Origin of the sequence: Parasphingopyxis lamellibrachiae, assembly GCF_003385775.1 — a bacterium.
GTDB classification, from domain to species: Bacteria; Pseudomonadota; Alphaproteobacteria; order Sphingomonadales; family Sphingomonadaceae; genus Parasphingopyxis; species Parasphingopyxis lamellibrachiae.
Genome location: NZ_QRDP01000004.1, coordinates 1,771,906 through 1,783,388, shown reverse-complemented (window position 1 = coordinate 1,783,388; position 11,483 = coordinate 1,771,906). Strand labels below are relative to the sequence as shown.

Here is an 11,483-nt window from a genome sequence, read left to right as displayed (position 1 = left end):
CTCAGCCTTCCGGTTCGGCCTCGGGGGCGGGGGGCACAACCATCACCGGGCTTTCCACATTCGCGGCCTTCCAGTCCATCGCCATGCGCACGCGCGTCCGGCCCGAGGGGTGATCGAAAAAGACAAGCTCCTCCAGCGCGCCGGGTTCGATCTTGCGGTACTCCGACAGTTTCATCGCGATCGAGGCGAAGCCGTCCGGCTGGCGCGCGGCGTCGAGACCGAAGGCGTCGGCCTGGCTTTCCACGATACGGACCAGGCTGTTCTGCGCCGGGGTCATCAGCATCAGATACACGGTCAGGATCGCCACAAGCAGCGGAAAGGCCGCCGGATCGCCAATATCGCGCACGCCCCATTTTTCCCCGTGCCGCGCCAATATCCGGGGGGCGAGCTTTGCCGTTACGAACAGCCCGAGGCCCATGATCAGCGAAAGGACGACGACCAGCACCAGCACATGGTTGAGAACATAATGGCCCAGCTCATGGCCCATCACGGCCTCCACCTCTTCCGGCGTGCTCCGCTCCAGCAGATTGTCGTTGAGGGATATCCGCATCGTGCCGAAAAGGCCCGAGACATTGGCGGATATCCGGTCATGCTGGCGAGACTGATCGAACACATAGACATTATCGGCCGGCACATTATGAGCCTCCGCCATGGCGAGGATGCGGTCGCGCAGGGGGCCGTCTTCCATCGGCGTGTAATCGTTGAACAGCGGACTGACAAAGACCGGCATGATCGCGATTCCGATGGTGAAAAAGGCAGCGATTATACCGGTGCCCCACAGCCACCAGCGTTTCGGCGAGCGCCGGATAACAGCGAACAGCGCCAGCAGGAACAGTGCCATGCCGATGATGCCGAGGCCCAGGCCAATGGCCTGTTCGCCCAGCCAGGCCCCGAAGCCCAGATTCATCAGGCCGTAATGCCCCTCGCGCACAAAGCCGGTGTAGATCGTCCAGGGCAGGACGATCAGCGTCGAGACGATCACATAGGGAATGGCGTAAAGGGCGGGAACGAGCCAGCGGCGCTTTGTGATCCGTTCGCCCAAATCCCTGAAGCGTGCGGACAGACCCGTCCGCAGCAGGATCCATTCGGCAAGCACGGCGACGATCGTGCCCCAGAGGACCAGCCAGTAACCGCCTTCGAAATAGGCATCGGACCGGTCGCGCGCGGCGCCCTGCAATGTATCGGTATAGGCCCGGGTTGCCGTTTCGGGATCGAAGCTCCCGATGGTTGCCCATAACGCTGTCGGCAGGATCGCGAACGCCGCAACCATGGCGATTGCCAAATATCTCAGAATCATGACCCGCTCCCCGATTTCCTTGGCCGGCGTGATTGTGCCGCCGGTCCGGGAGGATTAGACGGCAATCATGTCCAATTTGCAATCTGCCTCCGCCATCCCGTCCGCCACCCTGCGCGAAGACTATAGCCCGCCCGACTGGCTCGTGCCCGAGATAGCGCTCGATTTCAGCCTCGATCCTGCACGGACGCTGGTTCGCGCGCGCATGACGGTCGTTCGTCACGAAGCGCATGACGAGCCGCTCCGCCTCGATGGCGAAGGACTCAAACTGCTCGAAGTCCGGCGCAATGGCGAAAAGCTCGACGATGGCGACTGGATGCTGGACGACGAGCGACTGACCATCCCGCTGACGGGCAGCGAAGCCACGGTGGAGACGCTGGTTGAGATTCTGCCGGAGAAGAACAGCCAGCTGATGGGGCTCTACGCTTCGGGCGGAATTTTGTGCACCCAGTGCGAGGCCGAGGGGTTCCGGCGGATCACCTTCTTCCCGGACCGGCCCGACGTGTTGACCCGCTACAGCGTGCGCATGGAGGCGGATCGCAAGCGCTTTCCCGTCCTGCTCTCCAACGGCGACTGCGTCGAGAGCGGGGACGGCGAAAACGGCGCCCATTGGGCGCGCTGGGAAGATCCCTGGCCCAAGCCCTGCTACCTGTTCGCGCTGGTGGCAGGCGATCTTTCGGCCAATCGCGACACCTTTGTCACCCGATCTGGCAAGGAGGTCGCGCTGGCGATCTGGGTGCGCGAGGCGGATCTGCCCAAGACCAGCCATGCGATGCAGGCGTTGAAGGACTCGATGGCCTGGGACGAGCATGTCTATGGTCGTGAATATGATCTTTCGCAGTTCAACATCGTCGCGGTTTCCGATTTCAATTTCGGGGCGATGGAGAACAAGTCGCTCAACATCTTCAATTCGCGCTATATCCTGGCCGATGCGGAAACCGCGACCGATGCCGATTTCGAAGCCATCGCCGGGGTCGTCGCGCATGAATATTTCCACAACTGGTCCGGCAACCGGGTTACGTGCCGGGACTGGTTCCAGCTTTCCCTGAAAGAAGGGTTCACGGTCTTTCGCGACCAGCAATTTTCGGCGGACCAGGGGTCCGCTGCCGTCGCCCGGATAGGCGATGTGCGGATGTTGCGCGCCGCGCAGTTTCCGGAAGATGCCGGCCCGCTCGCGCACCCCGTGCGGCCCGAAAGCTATATCGAGATTTCGAACTTCTACACCGCGACCGTCTACAACAAGGGCGCGGAGCTGATCCGGATGATGCACGCCATGCTGGGCCCGCACGATTTCCGCAAGGGCGCCGATCTCTATTTCGAGCGGCATGACGGCACTGCGGCGACTTGCGAGGATTTTGTTACTGCGATGGAAGATGCCAGCGGTACCGATCTTGGCCAGTTCCGGCTCTGGTACAGCCAGTCGGGCACACCGAAGGTAACGGCAAAGCTCGACTATGAGGCCGAAGACGCGAGCGCCGTGCTGACCCTGTCGCAAACCGTGCCTGCAACACCGGGCCAGCCTGAAAAGAAGCCCATGGCGATTCCGCTGAAAACGGCATTGCTCGGGGAGCGGAGCGGCAGGCCGATTGTCGCCGAGCATCTGGTGATGCTGACCGATAATGAGCAGGAGATTGTTTTCGAGGGATTGCGGGAGCCGCCTGTGCTTTCGATCAACCGCGATTTCACCGCGCCGGTCGCGATGGACAGCGAGAAGGATCCTGCCACGCTCGCATTCCTTTCCGCCCATGATGACGATCCCTTCGCGCGCTATGAAGCGATGCAGCAGTTGATGGTCGAGACGATCATCGATGCGGTTTCAGGACGGCCCGTCGATCACGACCCGGTTATCGAAGCCGTTCGCCAAACCCTAACCGATCCCGATCTCGACAAGGCATTCATTGCCGAGGCGGTGTTGCTGCCGAGCGAGAGTTTCGTTGGCGATCAAATGTTGATCGTGGAACCGGAAGCGATCCACCGGGCGCGCGAGGCGCTTCGCGACGATCTCGGCGAGACGCTCGCTGAAGACTGGCGCGCAGCCTATGCGGCTTCGAGCGGCAATGCCTATACCTATAATCCGGCAGCCACGGGGCTACGGCGATTGCGCGCCGTGGCGCTTGGCTATGTTGCCGCAAGCGGTCTGGACGAGGCGCCGCAGTTAGCGACCGATCAGTTCGAAAGCGCCGACAATATGACCGATCGGCAGGCCGCGCTTGCCGTACTGGCCAATAGCGAATGGCCGGAACGCACCGGTGCGCTGGAGCAATTTTACGACCGCTACCGGAACGATGCGCTGGTTCTCGACAAATGGTTCATGGCACAAGCCCTTTCGACCCGCGAGGATACACTGGCTTCAGTAGAGGCGCTTTCCCGCCATCCTGACTTCAGCATCGACAATCCCAACCGGCTGCGGTCGCTGGTCGGAGCTTTCGGCAGCAACCAGCGGGCCTTTCATGCCGCGTCCGGGCATGGCTATCGCTTCCTTGCCGATTTCATCCTGAAGGCCGATGCGATCAACCCGCAAACCGCGGCACGGTTGCTCCCGCCTTTGGGTAAATGGCGGCGTTTCGACGAAGAGCGGGGCGCGATGATGCGCGCCGAGCTGGAACGGATATTGGCAGGACCCAACCTATCCAAGGATGTGTTCGAACAGGCATCCAAAAGCCTTGGCTGAGCAGTTGCGTATCGAGCGGCGCGATGCGCAATCGGCCACCCCGCAAGACCTGATAGCCTAGCTGGAAACCCAGTCGGAAAATTCAATCGCCATGCGGTTCGCCGCACGGTTGAGCGCCTGGGCAACGGTCTGTGCATCCTGCTCGAAGACAGGTTCCCGCTGCTCGAAGCGGCGCGTGCGGATACCGGCATTGTCGGTGATTGTCGTATCATAGACGATGACGACTTCGTTGGTCCGCGCATCCAGTCCGAACTCGTGTAGCTGGCCGCGGATTATTGTCCCCGGATCGCCGGAATAGGTGGCCGGATCCAGAACGACACGCCCGGTTCGCGCCGCCACAACCTCGCTCAGGAGCGAGCGCAGAAGTTCGTTCGGCGTATCGACCCAAAGCGCGTTGGTCAGATAGGCAATCGTCGTTTCACCGGTCTGCACGGGCAGGCGATTGGTGATCAGCTTCTGCGGGACTTCTGGCCGCTGGATCGTGATGGCCTGGCCCATGGTGGCCGAGCGGCTCTCCCCGCTTTCGATCTGCTGATCCGGGCTGAGTGTCATAAGGAATGGCGGCGGGGTCGATCCGAAGCTGACACAGCCGGCAAGCGTAGCCAGAGCGATCAATGGAATTAGGCGTTTCATCATCGGCTCCTATTGCGGCTCGTAATCGGGCAGGCGGGCGGTTCCGACAAGCGAACCGGCGCCTTCGCGGTTGATGCGCTGTGAAATCGCCGTCATCGCTTCGGACATCTCTCCGAGATCGCGAACGAGCTGGCCGATCTCCGGAATGGTTTGTTCGGAAAAGGCGTTGAGTCCCGGTTCGGCGGCGGTGATCGTGCGATCGAGAGATTGCATACTGGATTCCGCCGAAGCCACGGCCGAGCGCAGATCGCGCATCAGCGCTTCACCCTCGGTGCCGAGCAGATTGTCCGTGGTATCAGCAAGTTCGCCAATCTGCTCCAGCGCCACACCGGCCTGGCGGATCGCGATCCGGCTTTCCGCCAATGTTGCCGTTATTTCAGGGCCCTGGGCGGACAGTTCCGCAGTAAGGCGCTGGGTATTTTCAAGAATGGCGGCGATCGAATTCTGGTTGCGGTCGCCCAGCAGTTCGGTCAGCCTTTCGGTCAGTGTCGTCAGCCGTTCCAGCAGTCGAGGCGCGCTGTTGAGCAGCTCGCCAAAGGCTCCGGGCCGGGTCGGGATAACCGGCACGCCGCCGGGGCCCAGTTCGTCGATCGGGTCGGCGCCCTGAATGCCGCCATTGAGAGAGATTTGGGACACGCCGGTAAAGCCAATCCCCTCAATCGTTGCGCTGGTTCCCTCCAATACCGGAACATCGTCGCTCACCCGGATGCGGACGCGGACGAATTCGGGATTGTCGGGGACGAGCGATATTTCCTCGATCTGGCCGACCGGGACGCCAGAATAAGTGACGCCCGATCCGCTGGCGAGGCCGTCCACCGATTGCGAAAAATAGATGTCATAGGATTTGGCGCTGCCATCGCCGATCCGGGCCAGCCACACAGTGAACAGAATGAGTGCCGCGAGCAGCAGCAGGACGACACTGCCCACCAAAATCTGGTTCGATCGGTTTTCCATCGGTTTAACCTTTCGCTGCCATTGCGGCGCGGCCACGCGGCCCGTTGAAATATTCCTGTATCCAAGGATGATCGAGAGCAAGCAATTCTTCGATTGTTCCGCTGGCGATCACCTTCCTGTCGGCAAGCACGGCGACCCTGTCGCAAATCGTGTGCAACGTATCCAGATCATGGGTGATCAGGAAGATTGTGAGGCCCAGCGCCTCTTTCAGCTCGAGAATGAGATTGTCGAACGAGGCGGCCCCTATGGGATCGAGCCCCGCCGTCGGCTCGTCGAGGAACAACAGCACCGGATCGAGCGCCAGGGACCGCGCCAGCGCCGCCCTTTTGCGCATGCCGCCGGACAGCTCGGACGGGTATTTGGGGGCATCGTCGCCGTGAAGGCCGCTCATGACGATCTTGAAGGTTGCAATTTCGCAGAGCAGGCTCTCGTCGATATTCTTGTAGAATTCGCGGATCGGCACCTGCACATTTTCCGCCACGGTGAGCGTGGAAAACAGCGCTCCATTCTGGAAGAGCACGCCCCAGCGGCGCCGCAGATCGAGATTTTCCTCGGCCGTGGCGCAGTCGATTCGTTCGCCGAAGATGCTGATCTCCCCCACATCCGGCTCCTGCAGGCCAATGATCGAGCGCAGCAGCACGGATTTTCCTGTACCCGATCCGCCCACGACGCCTAGAATTTCGCCCTTATTCACGTCAATGTCGAGATTTTCGTGCACGACATGTTCGCCAAAGCTGTTGCGCAGCCCGCGGACGGAGATGATCGGATCGTCGCTCATCGCCAGCCTAACCCCAGCCTACCGACGAGAAAAACACTGCGAAAAAGGCATCCAGCACGATGACGAGGAAGATGGCCTGGACGACGGCCGCGGTGGTGCGCTGGCCGACTTCCTCGTTATTCCCCCGCACCTGCATGCCCTGGTAACAGCCGGCGAGCCCGATAATCATCCCGAAGACCGGCGCCTTGAGCAGCCCGACCCACAGATCGGTCATCGGGACGACCTCTCGCAGGCGCAGAATGAAGGTTTCGGGCGGAATTCCGAGCCCGATCCAGCACAACAGCCCGCCGCCGATAATCATCAGAACCGTGGAATAGAAACCGAGGAGCGGCATCAATAATGTCGTGGCAAGAACGCGCGGCAGGATCAGCGCTTCCATCGGCGGCACGCCGATCGTGCGCATCGCGTCTACTTCCTCGGCCAGTTTCATCGATCCGATCTGCGCGGCAAAAGCGCTGCCCGACCGGCCCGCTACCATGATCGCAGTCATGAGCACGCCCAGCTCGCGCGTCGTGATCCGGCCGACCAGGTTGATCGTGAAGACCTCGGCCCCGAACTGGCGGAGCTGCACCGCGCCCTGCTGGGCGATCACGATACCGATGAGGAAGCTCATAAGCCCGACAATGCCCAAGGCCGATACGCCGACGGTTTCGAAGCGCTGGACTACGGCGTTGAGGCGCAGGCGGCCCGGATGGCGCAGCACTGTCCCCGTGGCGATCAGCAATCCGCCAAAAAAGGCGAGCAGCCCCTTGAGGCTCGACAGGGCGTCTATCGTCGCTTCGCCGACATTCTGGAGTATCCGCCGGAGATGGCTTTCATCGTCATGATGGGTTTTGGCGGGGTCGTCGGCAATGGTGACCTGCCGGATCAGGCGTTCGGCAAAGTCGCTGGCCCCGACAATCTCGGCGCCATAATCGCGCTTGAGCTTGTGGAGGATCCATGCGCCGACCGTGTCGACGCGGTCTACGGCGGAAACGTCGGCGCGTACCGGACGCACTTCCAGTACATCGAGCCGCTGCGGGACATCGCCGAGCCGGGCTATGGTCAGTCGGCCGGAAAAGCGCACGACGCGCTCGCCCCCCTCGTCCAATTCGGTAAAATCCGCCTCGAGACTCATCGCCCTGTCTTGTGCGGATAAAATCGACGCTCGGCAAGACGGCGCATCATGCTATGGATGGCAACGATGACGAAAATCGCGCTTTACGATCTCGACAAGACGATCACCAAAAGGCCGACCTATATGCCCTTCCTGCTCCACGCGGCATGGCGGCATGAGCGTTGGAGGCTGGCCTTCCTGCCCGGTCTGGTCTTCCTCTTTGCAGGCTATCTCGTCCGCGCTCTGGACCGTGCGCGCCTCAAGGAATTGATGCAGGCGATGTTGCTCGGCTCGCAGGTCGATGCCGGGAAAATGAAAGAGATGGCCGAAAGTTTCGCCAAGGCGACCCTGGAGGGCAATGTTCATATTCAGGCCTTGGCGCAGATCGCCAAAGAAAAGGCCGATGGATATCGCCTCGTTCTGGCAACCGCCTCCTATGCCTTCTACGCCGCACCGCTGGCCCGGCTGCTGGGTTTCGACGATGTGATTGGAACGCTGGTTAAGCGTGGCGAGGATGAAGCGATCCTGCCAAAAATCGACGGTGAAAATTGCTATGGCGAGGCCAAGCTTCGGATGGTCGAGGCCTGGGGTGAAGAACACGGTCTGCCGCGAGACGATCTGGATGTCCGCTTCTATTCCGACAGCCAGACTGACCTGCCGGTGTTTGACTGGTCGGATGACCCCATCTCGACCAATCCAAACGCCAAACTCCGCGCAATCGCTGAAAAGCGCGGATGGCGCATTATCGCTTGGGGGTAAACAGGCACAGTCTCTTCAGCTTGACTCTGCTCTAAAATACAAATATTTGTACAAATATGTTTGGTAACCGGAAGTGACTTATACAATGGTGGATCATGATCGCGCTTTTTCCTACCTGTCTGAAATCAGGCCTGCCTTTCTCGGTCATCTGGCTAGTCGGTTGGACACGCTGATCGGACGGCAGACTAAGGCGATGTTGATCCATGCTGGCGCGCAAACGCCAGGCCGGTCTGTGTCTGTGATGTTGTTTCTCTTGAAGCATGGCGAGGCGAGTATCGCGGACATGGCGCGGCGCGATGGTCAGTCGCACCAACTTGTCGCATCTCGTATCGGTCCGTTGGAAAAGCTCGGCCTATTGGCGGTTTCTGTCGATCCGGATGACGAGCGCCGGAAACTCTGCCGACTAACATCCGATGGTCGCGCAGATGCCAAGATCGTCGAACGGGTCAGTCGCGAGGTTGCCCGCACCCTCAGCACTCTCAATCAGGAACTGGGCTTCGATCTGATGGATGCGATCGAGCTCGCCGAGAAAAGCCTGTCCAGAATCCCCCTGTACGAGCGCTGACGCACAGATCTCAATCCCTCCTATTGTCGAGCTGAAAATCATGAAAACAGATATGTCCTACCGTCACTTGGTTCGCCTCAAGGCGGGATTTTTTCTGCCGTTCTTTGGTCTTTTGATGGCTTGCGCCCATCATCCCCAAGTGCGTGCGAGCTGCGATCTCGGCATCTACGGCAATGAGCGAGAGATTGCAGTCGTTTACGACCGCGAGATGGAACCCGGCGAGCGGACGACCCGTTACACTTTCGTTGATGGCCGACGCGGTGTCATCGGCGATGCAGAGGCGGCCCTTCAATGCGTGGACGGCCAATGGCAAACCACCCCGCGAGCGGCACTTCGGGAAATTCAAACGGTGGAGACGGATACCGTTTTTCGCAGTGGTGAACTGAATCTTGCTGGCCGATTGATAGAGCCTGTCAGGGAAGCCGATCACGCGCGACCTCTCGTCGTGTTCGTCCATGGATCGGAAAGCACGCCAACCGTCGGCAATTCCTACTATCCCCTTCTGCTGGCCGCTCAGGGTGTATCGGTGTTTGTCTATGACAAGCGCGGGACGGGGCAATCCGAGGGTAGTTACACCCAAAATTTCGAACTTCTGGCCAGCGATGTCGTTGCCGCAGCTGCGGAAGCGCGGCGACTGGCGACCGGGCGATATGAACGGTTTGGGCTATTCGGCGGTAGCCAGGGCGGCTGGGTTGCGCCGCTTGCGGCCAACAGGGCGGGTGCCGAGTTTCTGGTAATCGGCTTTGGTCTCGTCCTGTCACCGCTCGAAGAGGATGCTGAGCAGGTTTATGATGAGTTGCGGCGTGCCGGATATGGCGAGGATGTTCTGGCCGATGCGCGCGCGGTAACGCGAGCGACGGGCGAAATCGTTGGCAGTCATTTCACCAGCGGGTTCGAAGCGCTTGTCGAGGTCAAGGCGCGCTTTGGGGGTGAGGTCTGGTTCCAATCGATCGAGGGCGAGTTCACCGGAGATATTTTGCGCGCCAGCGAGACCGGTCTGCGTCGAGGCGTTGCCGGGGATTTCGAAGATTCAGGAGTGCTTTGGCGCCACGATCCGATAGCCGTTCTGCGGACGATCACGGTCCCGCAGCTCTGGGTCATTGCGGCCAACGATACGGCCGCGCCGGGCCTTGTGACGCAGGAACGCCTTGCATCGCTGCAGGCGGAGGGCTTCCCGATCACAACCGCGCTCTATCCGAATACCGATCATGGCATGGTCGAGTTTGAGCAACTTCCGGACGGTTCGCGGCGCTATACCCAGTTTACCGAGGGCTATTTCCGCCTGATTGCGGACACTATGCTGGATATCCGCTCGCCGCCTTATGGGCGAGCGGATATCCGAATGCCGATCGAGGATTGAGGTCTAAACCTGCTCCAGCGCCTGCATGAAGTCAGCGATCAGGTCGTCGGCGTCCTCGACGCCGATCGAGACGCGCACCAGATTGTCAGTGATGCCGAGCGCAGCCTTGCGGTCGTCGGGCACCGACAGATGGGTCATCGCCGCCGGATGGCTGGCCAGCGTTTCCGTGCCGCCCAGGCTGACCGCGAGCTTGGCGATCTTCAGTGCATCGAGAAAGCGGAAACTCTCTTCCTCGCCGCCCTTGATGAACACAGAAAAGGTCGAGCCCGCACCAGAACAGTGCCGGTCGTAGATATCGCGCTGGCTCGATCCTTCTTCGAGGAAACCGAGATAGCCGAGCCCTTCCACCTTAGGGTGATCGCGCAGGAAGGCGCAGACCTTTTCGGCATTCTCGCCGGCCCGCGTCATGCGCAGTTCCACCGTTTCCAGGCTGCGGAGCAGCATCCAGGCAGTGTTGGGATCGGTGATCGTGCCGATCGTGTTGCGCATCGCGCGGATCGGATCGAGATGCGCCTTGGAGCCCATCACGCCGCCGGCGACGAGATCGCTGTGCCCGCCCACATATTTGGTGAGGCTGTAGATGGAGATATCCGCGCCGTGCTTGAGCGGCTGCTGCCAGAGCGGGCCGAGGAACGTGTTGTCCATGGCGATCGGCGGGCCGTCCGCGCCAAAGGCTGCGTCGCGCGCTTCCCTGACCATTTCGATATCGACCAGCGCATTGGTCGGGTTGGCCGGGCTTTCGAGATAAACGATCGCGACCTTGCCCGATCCCGTCGCCATGGTCTTGGCTTTTTCGAGCAGGGTATCGACCTCCTCGCGGCTGGCGCCAGCGGGAAAATCGAGGAAGGTAACGCCAAAGCGGCCGAGCACGCGGTTGATCAGCGTTTCTGTCGCGGCATAGAGCGGGCCGGAATGGACGACGACATCGCCCTGATTGACATTGGCGAGGAGCACGGTGGCGATGGCGGACATGCCGCTGGAGAAGACGAGCGCTTCTTCCGCTTCTTCCCAGACGGAAAGCCGGTCTTCGCAGATTTCCTGGTTCGGGCCGTTAAAGCGTGAATAGACAAGGCCTTCCGCGCCGCCGGGCCGCTTGCCGGTGATGCCTTCGAAATGGCGCTTGCCTGCGGCCGCATTCTCGAACGCAAAGGTGGATGTCAGGAATATCGGCGGCTTCAGAGAGCCTTCGGAAAGCACCGGATCATAGCCATGGCCCATCATCAATGTGGCTGGCTTCAGCTTGCGATTGCCGATCTTTTCGATCTCGGGTTTGGGTTTGCGGCGCGGGGTCGTGCCCGCGAAATCGGCCGGAGTCGAATCGGGATTGTCGCCAGATTGTTCGGGGGTATCAGCCATCATGTGGCTCCTTCCTG

At 60.8% G+C, this 11,483-nt stretch carries 10 protein-coding genes; 4 read left to right on the top strand and 6 right to left on the bottom strand.

Annotation, left to right across the window (positions count from 1 at the left end; all coding sequences use genetic code 11):
- Nucleotide 1: 1 nt before the first annotated feature.
- The gene (locus tag DFR46_RS08855) at nucleotides 2-1,297 is read right to left on the bottom strand and encodes a M48 family metallopeptidase (protein ID WP_245953769.1); all 1,296 of its coding nucleotides are present in this window, start codon (nucleotides 1,295-1,297) and stop codon (nucleotides 2-4) included.
- Between the two features lie 67 nt (nucleotides 1,298-1,364).
- On the opposite strand from DFR46_RS08855, the gene pepN reads away from it, so the two are divergent.
- Entirely contained in the window at nucleotides 1,365-3,965 is a 2,601-nt protein-coding gene (gene pepN / locus DFR46_RS08850) for an aminopeptidase N (protein ID WP_116236119.1), read from the top strand.
- Nucleotides 3,966-4,022: 57 nt separating this feature from the next.
- Here the strand turns inward: pepN and DFR46_RS08845 are convergent, their stop codons facing one another.
- Genes DFR46_RS08845 through DFR46_RS08830 form a run of 4 tightly spaced genes read right to left on the bottom strand, consistent with a single transcriptional unit; the run spans nucleotide 4,023 to nucleotide 7,447 of the window.
- The gene (locus DFR46_RS08845; RefSeq protein WP_211306402.1) at nucleotides 4,023-4,598 is read right to left on the bottom strand and encodes an ABC-type transport auxiliary lipoprotein family protein; all 576 of its coding nucleotides are present in this window, start codon (nucleotides 4,596-4,598) and stop codon (nucleotides 4,023-4,025) included.
- Between the two features lie 9 nt (nucleotides 4,599-4,607).
- The gene (locus DFR46_RS08840) at nucleotides 4,608-5,552 is read right to left on the bottom strand and encodes an MlaD family protein (protein WP_116236117.1); all 945 of its coding nucleotides are present in this window, start codon (nucleotides 5,550-5,552) and stop codon (nucleotides 4,608-4,610) included.
- A 4-nt stretch (nucleotides 5,553-5,556) separates the two neighbouring features.
- Nucleotides 5,557-6,330 carry an ABC transporter ATP-binding protein gene (locus DFR46_RS08835; protein WP_116236116.1) on the bottom strand — a complete coding sequence of 258 codons (774 nt, stop codon included), beginning with the start codon at nucleotides 6,328-6,330 and terminating at the stop codon, nucleotides 5,557-5,559.
- 7 nt (nucleotides 6,331-6,337) lie between these two features.
- Nucleotides 6,338-7,447, bottom strand: coding sequence for an MlaE family ABC transporter permease (locus tag DFR46_RS08830; protein WP_116236115.1), 1,110 nt, complete (start codon nucleotides 7,445-7,447; stop codon nucleotides 6,338-6,340).
- A 66-nt stretch (nucleotides 7,448-7,513) separates the two neighbouring features.
- On the opposite strand from DFR46_RS08830, the gene DFR46_RS08825 reads away from it, so the two are divergent.
- The 3 genes from DFR46_RS08825 to DFR46_RS08815 all read left to right on the top strand — a co-directional run bounded on the left by DFR46_RS08825 (nucleotide 7,514) and on the right by DFR46_RS08815 (nucleotide 10,110).
- Nucleotides 7,514-8,185, top strand: coding sequence for an HAD family hydrolase (locus DFR46_RS08825; RefSeq protein WP_211306401.1), 672 nt, complete (start codon nucleotides 7,514-7,516; stop codon nucleotides 8,183-8,185).
- 73 nt (nucleotides 8,186-8,258) lie between these two features.
- A complete protein-coding gene (locus DFR46_RS08820; RefSeq protein ID WP_147297654.1) occupies nucleotides 8,259-8,750 on the top strand; it encodes a helix-turn-helix domain-containing protein in 492 nt (163 codons plus the stop codon).
- Between the two features lie 52 nt (nucleotides 8,751-8,802).
- A complete protein-coding gene (locus tag DFR46_RS08815; protein ID WP_211306400.1) occupies nucleotides 8,803-10,110 on the top strand; it encodes an alpha/beta hydrolase family protein in 1,308 nt (435 codons plus the stop codon).
- 3 nt (nucleotides 10,111-10,113) lie between these two features.
- Here DFR46_RS08815 and DFR46_RS08810 read toward each other — a convergent pair whose 3' ends face one another.
- A complete protein-coding gene (locus DFR46_RS08810; protein WP_116237242.1) occupies nucleotides 10,114-11,466 on the bottom strand; it encodes a cystathionine gamma-synthase family protein in 1,353 nt (450 codons plus the stop codon).
- Nucleotides 11,467-11,483: the final 17 nt, after the last annotated feature.

Bases quoted from the DNA above. Each gene is read 5' to 3' on its own strand.
- DFR46_RS08855 (WP_245953769.1), bottom strand. From the start codon at position 1,297: ATGATTCTGAGATATTTGGCAATCGCCATGGTTGCGGCGTTCGCGATC.
- pepN (WP_116236119.1), top strand. From the start codon at position 1,365: ATGTCCAATTTGCAATCTGCCTCCGCCATCCCGTCCGCCACCCTGCGC.
- DFR46_RS08845 (WP_211306402.1), bottom strand. From the start codon at position 4,598: ATGAAACGCCTAATTCCATTGATCGCTCTGGCTACGCTTGCCGGCTGT.
- DFR46_RS08840 (WP_116236117.1), bottom strand. From the start codon at position 5,552: ATGGAAAACCGATCGAACCAGATTTTGGTGGGCAGTGTCGTCCTGCTG.
- DFR46_RS08835 (WP_116236116.1), bottom strand. From the start codon at position 6,330: ATGAGCGACGATCCGATCATCTCCGTCCGCGGGCTGCGCAACAGCTTT.
- DFR46_RS08830 (WP_116236115.1), bottom strand. From the start codon at position 7,447: ATGAGTCTCGAGGCGGATTTTACCGAATTGGACGAGGGGGGCGAGCGC.
- DFR46_RS08825 (WP_211306401.1), top strand. From the start codon at position 7,514: ATGACGAAAATCGCGCTTTACGATCTCGACAAGACGATCACCAAAAGG.
- DFR46_RS08815 (WP_211306400.1), top strand. From the start codon at position 8,803: ATGTCCTACCGTCACTTGGTTCGCCTCAAGGCGGGATTTTTTCTGCCG.
- DFR46_RS08810 (WP_116237242.1), bottom strand. From the start codon at position 11,466: ATGGCTGATACCCCCGAACAATCTGGCGACAATCCCGATTCGACTCCG.